General features: G+C 73.3%; 16 protein-coding genes. 12 read left to right on the top strand and 4 right to left on the bottom strand.

Features of this window, described 5'->3' with window-relative positions:
* Positions 1 to 49 precede the first annotated feature (49 nt).
* The 4 genes from ABEA04_RS22210 to ABEA04_RS22195 all read left to right on the top strand — a co-directional run bounded on the left by ABEA04_RS22210 (position 50) and on the right by ABEA04_RS22195 (position 3599).
* Positions 50 to 2128, top strand: coding sequence for an ATP-dependent DNA helicase UvrD2 (locus ABEA04_RS22210; protein WP_345464240.1), 2079 nt, complete (start codon positions 50 to 52; stop codon positions 2126 to 2128).
* A gap of 111 nt (positions 2129 to 2239) precedes the next feature.
* Entirely contained in the window at positions 2240 to 2482 is a 243-nt protein-coding gene (locus ABEA04_RS22205; RefSeq protein WP_345464238.1) for a hypothetical protein, read from the top strand.
* Positions 2483 to 2614: 132 nt separating this feature from the next.
* Complete coding sequence (locus ABEA04_RS22200) at positions 2615 to 3037, top strand: WhiB family transcriptional regulator (protein WP_425577063.1); 423 nt, start codon at positions 2615 to 2617, stop codon at positions 3035 to 3037.
* A gap of 373 nt (positions 3038 to 3410) precedes the next feature.
* Entirely contained in the window at positions 3411 to 3599 is a 189-nt protein-coding gene (locus ABEA04_RS22195; RefSeq protein WP_345464235.1) for a hypothetical protein, read from the top strand.
* A gap of 4 nt (positions 3600 to 3603) precedes the next feature.
* On the opposite strand, the gene ABEA04_RS22190 is transcribed toward ABEA04_RS22195, so the two are convergent.
* Positions 3604 to 4419 carry a hypothetical protein gene (locus ABEA04_RS22190; protein WP_345464232.1) on the bottom strand — a complete coding sequence of 272 codons (816 nt, stop codon included), beginning with the start codon at positions 4417 to 4419 and terminating at the stop codon, positions 3604 to 3606.
* 85 nt (positions 4420 to 4504) lie between these two features.
* On the bottom strand, positions 4505 to 4663 hold the full coding sequence (locus tag ABEA04_RS22185) for a DUF5679 domain-containing protein (RefSeq protein ID WP_011754982.1): 159 nt from the start codon (positions 4661 to 4663) through the stop codon (positions 4505 to 4507).
* A 91-nt stretch (positions 4664 to 4754) separates the two neighbouring features.
* On the opposite strand from ABEA04_RS22185, the gene ABEA04_RS22180 reads away from it, so the two are divergent.
* The 3 genes from ABEA04_RS22180 (at position 4755) to ABEA04_RS22170 (ending at position 7641) form a co-directional block, all read left to right on the top strand.
* The gene (locus ABEA04_RS22180) at positions 4755 to 5546 is read left to right on the top strand and encodes an enoyl-CoA hydratase/isomerase family protein (RefSeq protein ID WP_345464228.1); all 792 of its coding nucleotides are present in this window, start codon (positions 4755 to 4757) and stop codon (positions 5544 to 5546) included.
* 352 nt (positions 5547 to 5898) lie between these two features.
* Positions 5899 to 6939, top strand: a complete 1041-nt coding sequence (locus tag ABEA04_RS22175; RefSeq protein WP_345464225.1) for a PHP domain-containing protein — start codon at positions 5899 to 5901, stop codon at positions 6937 to 6939.
* A 162-nt stretch (positions 6940 to 7101) separates the two neighbouring features.
* Positions 7102 to 7641 (top strand): M48 metallopeptidase family protein, encoded by a 540-nt coding sequence (locus tag ABEA04_RS22170; RefSeq protein ID WP_345464222.1) that lies wholly within the window; start codon positions 7102 to 7104, stop codon positions 7639 to 7641.
* Here the strand turns inward: ABEA04_RS22170 and ABEA04_RS22165 are convergent.
* The gene (locus tag ABEA04_RS22165; protein ID WP_345464219.1) at positions 7566 to 8162 is read right to left on the bottom strand and encodes an NUDIX domain-containing protein; all 597 of its coding nucleotides are present in this window, start codon (positions 8160 to 8162) and stop codon (positions 7566 to 7568) included. The genes ABEA04_RS22170 and ABEA04_RS22165 overlap by 76 nt on opposite strands.
* Positions 8159 to 9541, bottom strand: coding sequence for a zinc-dependent metalloprotease (locus ABEA04_RS22160; RefSeq protein ID WP_345464216.1), 1383 nt, complete (start codon positions 9539 to 9541; stop codon positions 8159 to 8161). The genes ABEA04_RS22165 and ABEA04_RS22160 overlap by 4 nt, the downstream gene beginning before the upstream one ends.
* A 36-nt stretch (positions 9542 to 9577) precedes the next feature.
* Here ABEA04_RS22160 and ABEA04_RS22155 point away from each other — a divergent pair, with 36 nt between their 5' ends.
* From ABEA04_RS22155 to ABEA04_RS22135, 5 genes are all read left to right on the top strand, one after another.
* Entirely contained in the window at positions 9578 to 10015 is a 438-nt protein-coding gene (locus ABEA04_RS22155; RefSeq protein WP_345464213.1) for a molybdenum cofactor biosynthesis protein MoaE, read from the top strand.
* Between the two features lie 65 nt (positions 10016 to 10080).
* Positions 10081 to 10446: a hypothetical protein gene (locus ABEA04_RS22150; protein ID WP_345464210.1), complete on the top strand. Its 366-nt coding sequence runs from the start codon at positions 10081 to 10083 to the stop codon at positions 10444 to 10446.
* A gap of 90 nt (positions 10447 to 10536) precedes the next feature.
* Positions 10537 to 11625, top strand: a complete 1089-nt coding sequence (locus tag ABEA04_RS22145; RefSeq protein WP_345464207.1) for a YlbL family protein — start codon at positions 10537 to 10539, stop codon at positions 11623 to 11625.
* Complete coding sequence (locus ABEA04_RS22140) at positions 11622 to 12251, top strand: PPA1309 family protein (RefSeq protein WP_345464204.1); 630 nt, start codon at positions 11622 to 11624, stop codon at positions 12249 to 12251. Before ABEA04_RS22145 ends, ABEA04_RS22140 begins: the two co-directional genes overlap by 4 nt.
* Positions 12248 to 15421 carry a UPF0182 family membrane protein gene (locus tag ABEA04_RS22135; RefSeq protein ID WP_345464201.1) on the top strand — a complete coding sequence of 1058 codons (3174 nt, stop codon included), beginning with the start codon at positions 12248 to 12250 and terminating at the stop codon, positions 15419 to 15421. The genes ABEA04_RS22140 and ABEA04_RS22135 overlap by 4 nt, the downstream gene beginning before the upstream one ends.
* The last annotated feature ends 25 nt before the right edge of the window (positions 15422 to 15446 follow it).

Genomic DNA, 15446 nt, shown 5'->3' with positions numbered 1-15446 from the left:
CGACGAACCCATCATCACCCGAACCCCCTGAGCCGAGGTGCTTGTTCCCGTGCCCGACGTCCTCGACGCGCTCGACCCCGAGCAGCGCCAGGTCGCCGAGACCCTCCGCGGTCCGGTGCGGGTGCTCGCGGGCGCGGGCACCGGCAAGACCCGCGCGATCACCCACCGCATCGCCCACGGCGTCCGCACCGGGGTCTACGTGCCCACCGAGGTGCTGGCGGTCACCTTCACCACCCGGGCCGCGGGCGAGATGCGCGGCCGGCTGCGCGCGCTCGGCGCACCGCAGGTGCAGGCTCGCACCTTCCACAGCGCCGCGCTGCGTCAGCTGCGCTACTTCTGGCCCCACGTGCACGGCACCGAGCTGCCCGCCCTCACTGAGTCGAAGATCCCGCTGGTGGCCGGCGCCACCCGGCGGCTGCGACTGCGGGTCGACCAGGCGGGGCTGCGCGACCTCGCCTCCGAGATCGAGTGGGCCAAGGTCTCCAACGTCACCCCCGACGGCTACGCCGCGGTCGCCACCGCGCGCGGCCGCAGCGTGGCCAACCTCGACGTCGAGACCGTCGGCCGGGTGCTCGCCGGCTACGAGGAGGTCAAGCGCGACCAGGGCCGCATGGACATGGAGGACGTGCTGCTGCTCACCGCCGGCGTCCTCGCCGACGACGAGCGCGTGGCCGCCCAGGTGCGCCGGCAGTACAAGTGGTTCGTCGTCGACGAGTTCCAGGACGTCTCGCCGCTGCAGTCGGCGCTGCTCGACCTCTGGCTCGGTGGCCGCGACGAGATCTGCGTCGTCGGCGACCCCGCCCAGACCATCTACTCCTTCGCCGGCGCCAACGCCGACTACCTGCGCGACTTCCCCAAGCGCCACCCCGGGACGACGTCCGTCGAGCTGGTGCGCAACTACCGTTCCACGCCCCAGGTCGTCGGCGCCGCCAACACGCTGCTCGCCGGCACCGGCAGCACCGGCGTGCAGCTGCGCGCCCAGCGGCCCGCCGGCCCCGAGGTGCGCTACGGCGGCCACGACGACGAGGTCGCCGAGGCCGAGGCGGTGGCCCAGCGCATCGCGCGGCTGCAGGCCGAGGGCCACGCGCTCTCCGAGGTGGCCGTCCTGTTCCGCATCAACGCCCAGTCCGAGGCCTACGAAGAGGCGCTCACGGCGCACGGCGTGCCCTACGTCATCCGGGGCGGGGTGCGGTTCTTCGAGCGACCCGAGGTGCGCGAGGCCGTCACCCGACTGCGTGGCACGGCCCGCTCCGACGCCGTCCCCGCCGACGGCGACACCTGGGTCGACCTCGTGCGCGACACCCTCGGCGGCATGGGCTGGCGTCCCGACCCGCCCACCGCCCGCGGGCAGACCCGTGACCGGTGGGAGTCGTGGCAGGCGCTGGTCAGCCAGGCCGAGACCTACGCCGAGGGCACACCCGACGCCGGGCTCGGCTCCTTCGTCGACGACCTCGACCGCCGGGCCTCCGAGCAGCACGCCCCGGTCGCGGGCGGCGTCACGCTCGCCACCTTCCACGCCGCCAAGGGCCTGGAGTGGGACGCGGTCTTCCTGGTCGGCCTGCAGGACGGCACGCTGCCCATCACCTACGCCCAGACGCCCGAGGCGGTCGAGGAGGAGCGACGGCTCCTCTACGTCGGCATGACCCGCGCGCGACACGACCTGTCGCTCACCTGGGCCCGGGCCCGCAACCCCGGTCAGGCGCCGCGCCGCCAGCCCTCCCGCTTTCTCGACCCGCTGCTGCCCGACTCCGCCAAGCCCGCCGTCACCTCGCGCTCGCGCAAGGGGGCGCGCACCTGCGTCGAGTGCGGCAAGCCGCTCACGCCCGCCGAGCGGGCGCGGCGACGCTGCGCCGAGTGCCCCGTGGCCTACGACGAGGCCACCTTCGAGCGGCTGCGCACCTGGCGCAAGGAGCGGGCGAGCGCCGACGACGTGCCCGCCTTCATGGTCTTCTCCAACGCCACGCTCGAGCAGCTCGCCGAGGCCCTGCCCACCACGGAGCGGGCGCTGCTCGCGGTCAGCGGCGTGGGCCCCGACAAGCTCGAGAAGTACGGCGACGAGGTGCTCGCGCTGGTGGCCGGCGAGCCCCTCGAACGACCGCTCGACGACGCGGAAGAAAACAAGTCATAAAATAGTTTGCTCCTTACAAGGACGAGCGATAGCGTTCCACCCACGCAAGCCGTCCGCGCACCAGGGCACTGACACCGCCCGCGCACGATCCCGCCGAAGGAGGTGGCCCCGATGGAGAACAGCATGATCTCGAACCCGACGTCCCGCACTCAGTCCGACCTGAGCAGCACGTCCGGCTTCGCCATGCCCACCCGCGGCTGCGCCATCGCCTTTGTCGGCCTCGCCTCGATCCCGGCCACCGGTCTGTCGACCGGCACCGTGATCCGCGACCGCCAGGACGACGCTGCCAAGGGTCACGTGGGTCTCGTCGCCTACGTCCCGGGGAACCCCGCCTGGAGTCCGCCGATCTGTTGACACCAACAGCTCAGCAGCCTCCAGGCCGCGGAACCCGTACCCCGGGATCCGCGGCCTTTCTGTTTGTCCGACCGGCTCACCGGCGGCGACCAGGGGCCTCCCACCCGCTCATCCACCAGCCGAGAGGCGGAGATGAACAGCACCACCAGCACCACCCGCATCACCAGCACCCCCAACAGCACCATCCGCGATCAGGAAGAAAGAGGTGACACGATGACCGCCAGCGTTCTCGAGCGCAGCGACGGCAAGCTGGTCGAGTTCCAGGCCACTTCTGGGGCCGGCCTCGGCGGCCTGCACGACGAGGCGGCGAAGGTCGACGAGTCCCTGCTGCCCTGCAGGGTCAACGACCCGGAGCTCTGGTTCGCCGAGCTCCCGGCCGACGTCGAGTTCGCCAAGACCCTGTGCCAGGCCTGCCCGGTGCGGCAGCTCTGCCTGGGCGGCGCCCTCGAGCGTCGCGAGCCCTGGGGCGTCTGGGGCGGTGAGCTGTTCCTGCAGGGAACGGTGATCCCCCGCAAGCGTCCCCGTGGCCGCCCCCGCAAGGACGCCGCCGCGTGACGCCGGCCAGGACCGGCACGGCCCCGACCACGAGCCTCGGGCTCCCTAGCACCACCCGAACCACCACCCGAACCACGAACCGAAAGCGACACGAGATGAACACCATGCACGAAGACCTCGCGCGGGCCCACATGGCCACGCGCCTGGGAGAGGCGCGTCAGATGCGCGCTGGCCAGCAGCTGGCCCGCGCCCGCCGCTTGAGCCGCAAGGCCGAGCGGGCTGCGCAGCAGGCACGCCTCGCCCTCGCTCGCGCTCTGTAACACCTGTGGACTCACCTCCACACACCCAGATCGCGGGTGCACCACGCAACGGCCCCGGCACGAGACCCCTCGTGCCGGGGCCGTTGCCCATTTCGGCGTCCTACAGTGAGCGCGTGACGCTCACCTGCGACTTCTGCGGACGCCGGGCCGAGGATGCCGAAGACGCCGAAGGAGCCGAGGGAGCCGAGACCCTCACGTGGTCGACCAGCGTCGAGAACGGCCGGCAGCGCCGCTACTGCGACGTCTGCTCGCGCCGCAACCTCCGGTCGATGGAGGGCAAGCTCGACAGCGAGTTCTGGTGAGGCGTCACCGGTAGCCGAGCTCGTGCCAGGCGCAGCCGCAGTGCGGATGACGCTCCCAGCGCCGCAGCTCGGGGACGCCGTCGTGCAGGTCGAGCGTCGCCGACCACGTCGTCGCCCGCTCGCCGGTGAGGTGCGCGTGCACCTCGCGCGCCGTCCAGGCGAGGGCCAAGGCGAGCAGCGCGGGTGACGGTGGCACGGCCGGGCGGTCGGCCAGCTGCTCGACGATGAGCGGACGGCGCGGGTCGAGCACCGCCTCGTGGGCGTCGACGCACCGCAGGCAGGCCGAGCGGCCGGGCGCGACGAGCGGCCCGAGGCGCAGGCTGCCGGGCCCGCCGGTGCCGGCCAGCACGAGGTGGGGGACGCCGTCGCGCATCCAGGGGTCGACGACCGCCCGCGGCAGCGGCGCGGACGACGCGACGACCCGCAGCGCGGGCGGCGTGCCGTCGACGGCGCACGCGATGCCACTGGCGGCGAGCAGCGGGCGCAGCGGCCCCAGGTCGAGGCCGCGGTCGACCAGCTCGACGGTGCCCCGCGGCGCCGGGTCGTCGTCGTCCGGGCCGACGAGCAGCCCGGCGTCGGCCAGCCGGCTCAGCAACCGCCGCCCGCGCTCGTCGGGCCGATGCGGGGCGCGGCCCTGCGTCAGGTCGTCGAGCAGGGCCGCGACCGGGCCGTCGCCACGGACGATGACGCGGCCGGGCGCGTCGAGACCGACCTGCAGGTGCTCGGCGTCGCGTCGCACGACGTGGACGCCGGGCCGCAGGCGGACGGCGTCGAGCAGCGGCGCAGGTGGCGGTGCGGCGGGCGGCAGGGTCCGAGCCATGCCGTCGAGCCTCACACGAGCAGACGCCTACCGCCGGGGCTCTCCACAGGCGCGCGGGAGCCCCGTGACTGCTGTGACGGGGGGGTCAGGCCTTGCCGAGGATGCGGTTGAGGTTGGTGCCGCAGACGGGGCAGACGGCCTTCGCCATGCGCGTGCCCTTGTCGTTGACCTTCACCTCGCCCTCCGCCTCACGCTTCTCCTTGCACTTCACGCAGTAGAACTCACCGCTCCAGGTCTCAGCCACGACGGCCTCCTCGCCCTCGATGTCGCCAACTGCCGGCCGCGCCGGCTGGCGGGCCGACCCTACGGCAGCCGCGCTCAGTAGGGTGCGCAACATGCCGGACCTGACGCAGCTGCGCCTCGAGCGACCCGCCGACGGCGTGGCCCTGCTCGTGCTCGACGACCCCGACCTGCGCAACGCGATGTCGGCCGAGATGACCGCCTCGTGGGTCCGCGCGATCGACGCGCTGGCGGGCGACCCGACGGTGCGCGCCGTGGTCGTCACCGGCGAGGGCAGCGCCTTCTGCTCCGGCGGCAACACCGACTGGATCGCGAGCGAGCCCGACGCATCGGTCGACCGGCTGCGCACCCGGATGATGGCCTTCTACCGCGACTGGCTCTCGGTGAGGCGGCTCGAGGTGCCGGTCATCGCCGCCGTCAACGGCCCCGCCATCGGCGCCGGCCTCTGCCTCGCCCTGGCCTGCGACCTGCGCTTCGCGGCCGTCGGCGCCCGTCTCGGCGCCCCGTTCGTCCGGCTGGGCATGCACCCCGGCATGGGCGCCACGTTCCTGCTGCCGGACGTCGTCGGCGCCGCCGCCGCCCGCGACCTGCTGCTCACCGGACGGGTCGTCGACGCCGACGAGGCGCTGCGCCTCGGCCTGGTCTCGCGGGTCGTCGAGCCCGACGCGCTGCTCGAGGAGGCGCTCGCCGCGGCGTCCCAGGTGGCCGCCAACGCGCCCATCGCGACCCGGCTGACCAAGCAGGCGCTGGCGGTGCGGCACCGCGACCTCGAGTCGGGGCTGCAGTGGGAGGCGCTGGCGCAGCCGATCACGCTCGCCACGGCCGACCTGCACGAGGGCGTGCGGGCGGCGAAGGAGAAGCGCCGGCCGGTCTTCCGCGGCGAGTGACGGCGCCGACGATGACGCGCGATACCCGGTCGGCTCCGGGGACGTCGGTGGCCCCCGTACCGCGGTCACGACCTTTGCCTTCCCCTTGCGAAGGTCGCTCGGCGGCCCGGGGGCCATCGGAGAGCCACGCTAGGCAGCCGGAGCGGCCGGGTCAACGGGGCGTCGTCCACGCCTGTGGACAGGGTTGTGGACAAAGGTGTGGACGACGGGCGGGATCCGTGGAGAAGCGGCGGGTACCGATGTGCACAGCCTGTGGATATCACCGGACGCCGGTGACCCCGCGGCGGCCTGACCTGCACGGACGGCGCTGCACGGGGTGTGGAGGAAAGAAATCCGGCGGGGGAGCGGCCCGATGACCGGCTACGACGGCGGCCCGGTCGCCGCGCTGCGGCGCATCGCCTTCCTGCTCGAGCGCGCCCGGGAGGACACCTACAAGGTCAAGGCGTTCCGCGGCGCCGCCGCCACGATCCTGCCGATGGGTGACGACGAGCTGGCCCGCGCCGTGGAGGAGCGGACGCTCACCGACCTGCCCGGCGTCGGGGCCAGCTCGGCGAAGGTGATCGCGTCCGCCGTCCGGGGCGAGCTGCCCGAGCGCCTCGCCGCCCTCGAGGCCGAGCACGCCGGCCCGCTCACCGACGGCGGCGCGGAGGTGCGCGCCGCGCTGCGGGGCGACCTGCACTCCCACTCCGACTGGAGCGACGGCGGCTCGCCGATCGAGGAGATGGCGATGACCGCCATCGAGCTCGGCCACGACTACCTGGTGCTGACCGACCACTCGCCGCGCCTGAAGGTGGCCCGCGGGCTCTCGGCCGAGCGGCTGGCGCGCCAGCTCGACGTCGTCGCCGCCGTGAACGACCACCTGGCCGGCGACTTCACGCTGCTGCGCGGCATCGAGGTCGACATCCTCGACGACGGCTCGCTCGACCAGACCGAGGAGATGCTCGACCGGCTCGACGTCCGCGTGGCGAGCGTGCACTCCAAGCTCGCCATGGACGCCGCCCCGATGACGCGACGCATGATCGGCGCCGTCCGCGACCGGCACACCAACGTGCTCGGCCACTGCACCGGGCGGCTCGTCACCGGCGGCCGCGGCACCCGCGGGCAGTCGCAGTTCGACGCCCGGGCGGTCTTCGAGGCCTGCGCCGAGAACGAGGTCGCCGTCGAGATCAACTCCCGGCCCGAGCGGCGCGACCCGCCGTCCGACCTGCTCGCCCTGGCGCGTGACGCAGGCTGCCTGTTCGCCATCGACTCCGACGCCCACGCCCCGGGCCAGCTGGACTTCCAGGTGCTCGGCTGCGAGCGGGCCGAGGAGGCCGGCATCGACCCCGACCGCATCGTCAACACGTGGCCGCGGGAGCGGCTGCTGGAGTGGGCGCGGAGCTCGCGCGGCTAGGTAGCGCCGATCAGCGGGCGTCGTCGTGGTGGATGCAGGGCAAGGCGCGGGCTCGAAGGCATACCGGGGTTGTCTGTCGAGAGCCCGCAACGCCGCCATGCGCCGCCACGGCGGCGCCCGCCGGCGGGACCTGGCCGTGCGAGCTCTTAGTAACCTCGGCGCATGGACGGGCCGGGGGTCGAGGTGCGCCGCTCGCGGCGCCGTCGGCGCACCGTGTCCGCCTACCGCGACGGTGACCGCATCGTGGTGATGATCCCGGCCACCTACACTGCCGCCGACGAGGCCGAGGCGGTCGAGCTGATGGTCGCCAAGGTCGAGCGCGCCGAGGGCCGCGGCACCCGCAGTGACGACGAGCTGCTGGCCCGCGCCCGGCTGCTCGACGACCGCTACCTCGGCGGCCTCGCCGCGCCGGGGTCGGTGCGGTGGGTGACCAACCAGCGCTCCCGCTGGGGGTCCTGCACCCCCGGCGACCGCACCATCCGGCTGTCCGAGCGGCTGCAGCGCATGCCCGGCTGGGTGCTCGACTACGTCATCGTCCACGAGCTGGCCCACCTGCTCGAGCCGCACCACGACGCCGCGTTCTGGGCCTGGGTCGACCGCTACCCGCAGGCCGAGCGGGCCAAGGGCTACCTGATCGGCTGGTCGGAGGCGGCGCGCATCGACCCGCCCCCCGAGCTCGACGCCGACGCCAGCGCCGACTGAGCCCGGGCCACGAGCGGTGCGAGCTCGGCGTCCGGCAGCGCGTCGGCCGGCCACCACGCGACGTCGAGCGACTCGTCGCTGACGGCGTGGCGACCGTCGGGCGTCGCCACGGCCGCGTAGCGCACGTCGAGGTGGTGCACCAGGGCGCCGTCGTCGGCGCAGAACGGGACGGCGTGCTCGCTCAGCTGCACCGGCTCGGGGAGCAGTCGCAGGTCGGCGAGCCCCGACTCCTCCTCGGCCTCGCGGCGGGCGGCCGCGGCCAACGTGTCGTCGCCGGGCTCGCAGTGGCCGCCGAACTGGAACCACCGGCCGGCCTTGGCGTGCAGCGTCAGCAGCACGTGCGCGCCGTCGGGGCTGAGCACGAGCGTGCTGGCCGTGAGGTGGTGCGGGCGGCCGGCGCGCGTCATCGCGTCGACATGCTCACGCAGGTAGCCGACGTAGCGCTCGCGCAGCGCCGCCTGCGCGGCGTCCGGCGGGGCCCAGGCCTCCAGCACGGCGAGCGCGTCGCCGTGCAGGCTCACGCGGGCTTCTCGCCCGGGTGCTCCGGCTCCTCGCCGTCCTCGCCGTCGAGCAGCTTGCGCAGCTCGGCGTCGAAGGCGTCCTCGTCGAGGGAGTCGGGCGCGGTGGCCTCCTCGCGGAAGCCGAGCGGGTCGTCGAGGTCGGACGCCGTGGGCAGCAGGTCGGGGTGCAGCCAGACGCCGTCGCGGCCCTCGGTGCCCTGGCGGGTGCGCAGCGAGCCCCACAGCGTGGAGGCGTCGCGCAGCCGGCGGGGCCGCAGCTCGAGACCGACCAGCGCGGCGAAGGTCTGCTCGGCGGGCCCGCCCGCGGCGCGGCGGCGGCGGACGGCCTCCTGCAGCCTGGCCGCCGCCGGCATGCGCTCGGCGGTGGCCTGGCCGACCACCTCGTCGACCCAGCCCTCCACCAGTGCCAGCGCGACCTCGAGCCGCTCGAGCGCCGCCGACTGGGCGGGGGAGCGCGGCACGTCGAACAGCCCGCCCTCCATCAGCTGCTGCATCGACTCGGGGTTGGTCGGGTCGATGCCGCGCATCTGCTCCTCGATGCGCCGCTGCATGCTCTCGGCGTTGAGCTCGAGGCCGCGGGCGTAGTCGGTGACGGCGCCGATGAGGTGCTCGCGCAGCCACGGCACGTGGGCGAAGAGCCGCTGGTGGGCCGCCTCGCGCAGCGCGAGGTAGAGGACGACGTCATCCTCGCTGACGTCGAGTCCCTCGGCGAACTTGGTGATGTTGGTGGGCACCAGCGCGGCGGTGCCGGCCGAGCCGAGCGGCAGGCCGATGTCGGAGGCGGTGAGCACCTCGCCGGCCAGCTCGCCGAACCCGGAGCCGACCTGGCTGGCCAGCATGGCGCCGACGGCCTGGCCGATGATGCCGAGCAGCGGCCCGGCCTGCGCCGCGGCCTCGGCGGGCAGCGCGCCCTTGAGTCCGTGCACCGACTGCTCGGCGACCGGCTCGATGAGCACCTTCCAGACCTCGAGGGTGCCGGTGATCCACTCGGCGCGGCTCCAGGCCGCCGTCGTGGTGACGCCCGAGGGGAACTCGGTGGTGGTGTCGAGCCACAGGTCGGCCAGGCGGACGGCGTCCGCCACCGCCTCGGTCTGCTTGCGCGACGGCACGGGGTCGGGCTCGCGGGCCACGCTCTTGCGGGCGATGTCGGTGGCGGCGTTCCAGTTGAGCGCGCCGTCGTAGGGCTGCATCAGCGACTGCAGCTGCCCGAAGAGCTGCCCGAGGTCGGGCATGCCCTGGAAGTTGGCGGGCAGGCCCAGCGCGCCGAGGTTGAAGCCCCCGGCACCGCCCAGGCCCGAGAACAGCTGCTCGAACGGGGTGCCCTTGAACGGGTTGGGCTGCTCGTCCGGGTCACGCGGCTCGTCGGGGTCATCGGCCATGCCTCCACGGTACCGGCGCGCCGTAGGGTGGGGCCGGTGAGCGGGCGCGACGGCGAGGCGGTTCGGCTGGTCGAGATCCTCGAGACCCCCCTCGAGGTCGCGGCGGTGCTCGCCGCGCTCGACCAGGACGCCGACGGCGGCGTCACGCTGTTCGTCGGCCGGGTGCGCGACCACGACGGCGGCCGCTCGGTCTCCGGGCTCGGCTATTCCGCGCACCCCAGCGCCCTCGACCGCCTGCGCGCCGTGTGCGAGACGGTGGCCGCGCGGCACGACGTCCACGGTGTCGCGGCGGTCCACCGCGTCGGCGACCTCGAGATCGGCGACCTCGCGGTCGTCGTCGGCACGGCCGCCGCGCACCGCGCCGCCACCTTCGAGGCCACCCGCGACCTCATCGACACCCTCAAGGCCGAGGTGCCGATCTGGAAGCACCAGCGCTTCGTCGACGGCACCGACGAGTGGGTCGGCACGCCCTGACCTGCTGACGGCCGGCCCCGGCGCGTCTCCCCGGTCGCGGGTCGCGCTCGACCTACCGTCGAGTCATGGTCCTGCTCTGGCTCGTGCCCCCGGTCGTGGTCACCGTGGCCGCGATGGTGTGGGTCGCCTGGCTGGGCCGTGAGGGACGCGGCGAGGTCGACCGCGACGAGGCGCTGCGCCGCATGACCGCCGTCCTCGACGACGGCGCCCGCGGACGCCGGGCACGCGCCTCGCGCCGCCGGGCCCGGCGCCTCGCGCGCACGGTCGCCGCCTGGCCTTCGCCGCGCCGCCGTCCCGAGCGCAGCACCGGTGTCGTGGTGCGCCGCGCGCCGGGCGGCACGCCCGCGCGCCCCGCCACGGGCACCCCGCCCGCCACGCCCGCCCCACCCGTCCCGGGTCAGCGCGGCGGCGAGCAGCGCCGCGCGTCCTGAGCCCCGCGCCGATCCGCGCGTCCCGCCCGTCCGTGTGTGCGCCCGACGGCGCGGCCGGGTGCCTTGGGGTCGGATGAGAGGCTGTGCGCCATGAACCAGCGCCTGGTGGCCGCGTGCATCGCCGTGCCCGCGATCATCGGTCTGCTGCTGGTGGCGCTGTTCAACCGACTGCCCTACGCCACCTACTCCCCGGGCGGCACCGTCGACGTCCTCGGGTCCGACAGCAACGACGCCGAGGTGATCCAGGTCGACGGCCACCAGGTCTACCGCGACGACGGCCAGCTGCGCATGACCACCGTGCGGGTCTCGCCGGCCCAGCTGCCCGACGAGCGCGGCATCGGCCTGGTCAGCCTGCTCGGCACCTGGTTCGACCCCGACAACGCGGTCTACCCCTACGGCGCCGTCCACGAGGAGGGCGAGACCCAGCAGAGCAACCAGCAGCAGGGAGCCGTGCAGATGGCCACCTCCCAGGACGCCGCCGTCGAGGTCGCGCTCGAGGAGATGGGCATCGAGGTCCCGCAGGTGCTCAAGGTCGCCGCGCTCACCGAGGGCCTGCCCGCGCAGGGCAAGCTGCAGGTCGGCGACGTGCTGCTGACGATCAACGGCCAGACCTTCACCGACCAGGACGCCCTGGTGAAGCTGATCAACGACGCCCCTCAGGGCAAGCCCGTCGAGGTCGGCATCGAGCGGCAGGGCACGAAGCAGACGATCTCCATCACGCCGGTGGTCGACGACGCCGGCGTCCAGCGCATCGGCATCACGCCGGGCTTCGACTTCGACTTCCCCTTCGAGGTGAAGATCAACATCTCGCCCGAGATCGGCGGCCCCAGTGCCGGCCTGATCTTCTCGCTCGCGGTCTACGACACCCTCACGCCCGGCTCGCTCACCGGCGGCCGCGCCATCGCCGGCACCGGCGAGATCCGCCCCGACGGCAGCGTCGGCCCCATCGGCGGCATCCAGCAGAAGATCGCCGGGGCCCGCGGCGACGGCGCCGAGCTGTTCCTGGTGCCCATCGACAACTGCGACGACGCGCTGCAGGCCGACAACGGCGACATGCGGCTGATGATGGCGCAGGACATGCACGACGTCCGGCTCGCGCTGGAGGACTACGCCGCCGACCCGGACGCCGACCTGCCGTCCTGCGAGGACGCCGACGCGATCCTGGCGGAGGCCTCGTGAGCGGGCTGCCCGAGCCGACCGAGCCGAACGACGCGCTCGACGACCCGCGCATGGCCGACCTCGACGCCGATCCGGCGCTGGCGACCGCCGTCCTCGAGATCGAGAGCCACCTCGCCACCGAGGGCTGGGACCAGCCGGCGCGTCTCTACGCGCTGGTCGACACCGCCCGGCTCGCGGCCGAGGAGCCCGCGCTGTCGGCGGCGCTCGGGCTCGACGCGCCCGCCGAGGCCGGGTCGCTGACCGCCGTCGAGCAGGAGCACCTCGACCCCGCCGTCCCGATCGAGGACGTGCTCACCGGCATCACCTGGCCGCCGGGCGTCGACGGCTGCGCGGCCATGGTCGAGCGGCTCGTGCTGCCGCCGGGCAGCGACGCCGAGCTGCCCGACGACCCCGACGACCAGCTCGCGGCGGCACGCGAGCACCCCGACCGGCAGGAGGTGCGCATCGTCGCCGGCGTCACCCGCGGCGGGGCCACCTACTGCGCCCTGCGCATGCGCTCCCACGACGACGACGCCTCGGTCGTCGGGAGCATCGACCTGGTGCCGGGCCTGCTCGGCCTGCTGAGCGCCACCCTGGACGACGACGAGACCGAGCCGGCCCGAGGGCCGCTGGAGGAGAACCCGTGAGCGAGCTGTTCGACGACGACCCGCGGGCGGCGCCCGCGCGCCCGAGGCGATCGCGCGGCCGTGCCCTGCTGATCACCGGCATCGTGCTGGTGCTGTTCATCTTCGCCCTGACCGGCTTCGCCTCGATCTACACCGACCGGCTCTGGTACGAGTCGGCCGGCTACGGCCAGGTGTTCAGCACCCTGCTGTGGACCAAGATCGGGCTGTTCCTGGTCTTCGGTGCGCTGCTGGGCGGTGCGGTCGCGGCCAACGTCTACCTGGCCTACCGCTACCGGCCGCTGTTCCGGCCGACGTCGCGCGAGCAGTCGAACCTCGACCGCTACCGCGACGTCCTCACCCCGATCCGCACCTGGGTGCTGATCGGCGTCGCCCTCGTCGTGGGCGCCTTCGCCGGCGCGTCGGGGCTGAGCCACTGGCGCACCTACCTGTTGTGGCGCAACGCCCAGGAGTTCGGCACCGACGACCCCTACTTCGGCCACGACATGGGCTTCTACGTCTTCCACCTGCCGTGGTGGCACTTCGTCGTCGACTTCGTGATGGCCACGATGGTCATCGCCATCATCGCGGCGCTGGTGACGCACTACCTCTACGGCGGCATCCGGCTGCAGGCCACCCACGACCGGCTCTCCGGCCCGGCGCAGGCCCAGCTCTCGGTGCTGCTCGGCCTGTTCGTGCTGGCCAAGGGTGTCGACTACTTCCTCGACCGCTACGACCTGGTGACGCAGAAGAACTCGCTGTTCACCGGCATGAACTACACCGGCGAGAACGCGGTGCTGCCGGCCAAGAACATCCTCATGGCGGTCGCGGTGATCTGCGCGATCCTGTTCTTCCTCAACGTGTGGCGCCGCACCTGGCAGCTGCCCGTCGTCGGCCTCGCGCTGCTCGCGCTCTCGGCGGTGCTGATCGGGATGATCTTCCCGGCCGTGGTGCAGCAGTTCCGGGTCAAGCCGTCCGAGGCCGACCGCGAGGACCCCTACATCCAGCAGAACATCGAGGCCACCCGGGCCGCCTACGACCTCGAGAGCGTGCAGACACGCTCCTTCGAGCCCACCGACGACATCACCGACACCGACGCGGCCACCTTCGGCGAGCAGCTGGTGGGTCTCACCAGCTCGGTGCCGACCGTCGACCCGCGGCTGGTGTCCCCGGCGTTCGAGAACCTCCAGCAGCAGCGCGGTTACTACTCGGTCTCCGACGTCCTCGACGTCGACCGCTACGAGATCGACGGACGTCAGCGCGCGCTCGTGCTCGGCCTGCGCGAGCTCAACCAGGACGGCGTCTCGGAGGACGCCCGCAACTGGTCGAACCTGCACACCGTCTACACGCACGGCAACGGCATGATCGCGGCCTACGCCAACCAGCGCGACCGCGACGACAACTCGCAGGCGCCGAGCGACCCCGAGTCCACCGACACCTCGGGACGCATCGAGTGGGCGCAGGGTCTCGGCAGCCAGGACGACCTGACGGCCGAGGTCGGCGACTACGAGAGCCGCGTCTACTACGGCGAGCAGAGCCCCGACTACTCGGTGGTCGGCAAGTCGTCCGACGACGCCGAGGACGTTGAGCTCAACCTGCCGGTGCCCGGCTCGACGCTGGGCACCACCACCACCTACGACGGCGAGGGTGACGCCTCGGTCGGCGGCACCTTCAACCAGCTGATGTTCGCCATCAAGTTCGGCGAGCCCAACTTCCTGCTCTCCGGACGCGTGAACGACAACTCGAAGGTGCTCTTCGAGCGCGACCCCCAGAGCCGCGTCGAGAAGGCCGCGCCGTGGCTGACGGTCGACAGCGACGCCTACCCGGCGATCGTCGACGGCCGCATCCTCTGGATCCTCGACGGCTACACCACGACCGACCGCTACCCGAACTCCCAGCGCGCCTCGTTCGAGGAGATGATCGACGACGCGCTGCAGGACAACACGACCGGCATCCAGACCCTGCCGACCGACGAGATCAACTACATGCGCAACGCGGTCAAGGCGACGGTCGACGCCTACTCCGGTGAGGTCACCCTCTACGCCTGGGACGAGGAGGACCCCATGCTGAAGGCGTGGGAGGGCGCCTTCCCCGGCACGGTCGAGCCGCGTTCGGCGCTCGAGGCCAACACCGAGCTGCTGCAGCACGTGCGCTACCCCGAGGACCTGTTCAAGGTGCAGCGCTACCAGTTCGCCCGCTACCACGTCGAGCAGGCCAACGACTGGTACGAGAACAACGACCGCTGGTCGGTGCCGGCCGACCCGCAGAGCGACGGCACCTACCAGGCCCCCTACCGCGTCTTCGTCAACGGCCAGGACGCCCAGAACTTCGTGCTGACCTCGGTCTACACGCCGTTCAACCGCAACAACCTGGCCTCGTTCGTCTCGGTGAACTCCGACGGGTCGAGCGCCGACTACGGCCAGATGAGCGTGCTCGAGCTGAGCAACGCCGACGCCGACGAGGCCGACCAGACGGCCGGACCCGGCCAGGTGGCCAACGAGTTCGCCAACAACGACAGCATCAACCAGGTGCTCACCGACCTGCGCATCAACGCGCGGGTCACGTTCGGCAACATGCTGACGTTCCCGGTGGCGGGCCAGATGATGTACGTGCAACCGGTCTACGCCCAGAACAACCAGTCGAACACGACAAGCTACCCCGAGCTGCGCGTCGTGCTGGTGAAGTACGGCAACGACGACCGGCGCGTCGGGTGGGGCGTCGACCTGCCCACCGCGATCCGCAAGGTGTTCGGGTCGACGGGGGACTCCACCGGCGGCGAGACCGACAACGGCGGCCAGGACCCCATCGACCCGCCGACCGAGCCGCCGAGCGGCACCGAGCAGACGGTGCAGGAGGCGCTGGACGCCGCCATCGACGCCTCGCTGGCCGCGTTCGCCCGCGCCGACAGCGCCCAGCAGGACGGTGACTTCGCCCAGTACCTCGTCGAGGTCGACGCGGCCGAGGCCGCGCTGTCGAAGGCCGGCGAGCTGCGCCAGCTGCTCGACGACGGCGAGACCCAGCCCGACGACCCCGCCCCGGCCGACCTCACGACGTCCACCGGCGGCACCGACACCTCCGACGGGACGTCGGGCAACGGGGCGGGTCAGTCGGACGGCGATCAGCAGTCGGGCGACGGCGACGGGCAGACCGGCGGTCAGCCCGACGAGGGCAGCACCTCGGCGGCCGGCGGCTGACCGGGCGGGGCCCGATTTGGGCCCC

This window comes from Nocardioides marinquilinus, assembly GCF_039543705.1.
Lineage (GTDB): Bacteria > Actinomycetota > Actinomycetes > Propionibacteriales > Nocardioidaceae > Nocardioides > Nocardioides marinquilinus.
The sequence above is the reverse complement of the archived record's forward strand: the minus strand, read 5'-3'. Positions and strand labels throughout refer to the sequence as shown.

Excerpts from the sequence above, each read along its gene's own strand:
- ABEA04_RS22205 (WP_345464238.1), top strand. The coding sequence starts at position 2,240 with ATGGAGAACAGCATGATCTCGAACCCGACGTCCCGCACTCAGTCCGAC.
- ABEA04_RS22200 (WP_425577063.1), top strand. The coding sequence starts at position 2,615 with ATGAACAGCACCACCAGCACCACCCGCATCACCAGCACCCCCAACAGC.
- ABEA04_RS22190 (WP_345464232.1), bottom strand. The coding sequence starts at position 4,419 with ATGGCTCGGACCCTGCCGCCCGCCGCACCGCCACCTGCGCCGCTGCTC.
- ABEA04_RS22180 (WP_345464228.1), top strand. The coding sequence starts at position 4,755 with ATGCCGGACCTGACGCAGCTGCGCCTCGAGCGACCCGCCGACGGCGTG.
- ABEA04_RS22175 (WP_345464225.1), top strand. The coding sequence starts at position 5,899 with ATGACCGGCTACGACGGCGGCCCGGTCGCCGCGCTGCGGCGCATCGCC.
- ABEA04_RS22170 (WP_345464222.1), top strand. The coding sequence starts at position 7,102 with ATGGACGGGCCGGGGGTCGAGGTGCGCCGCTCGCGGCGCCGTCGGCGC.
- ABEA04_RS22160 (WP_345464216.1), bottom strand. The coding sequence starts at position 9,541 with ATGGCCGATGACCCCGACGAGCCGCGTGACCCGGACGAGCAGCCCAAC.
- ABEA04_RS22150 (WP_345464210.1), top strand. The coding sequence starts at position 10,081 with ATGGTCCTGCTCTGGCTCGTGCCCCCGGTCGTGGTCACCGTGGCCGCG.
- ABEA04_RS22145 (WP_345464207.1), top strand. The coding sequence starts at position 10,537 with ATGAACCAGCGCCTGGTGGCCGCGTGCATCGCCGTGCCCGCGATCATC.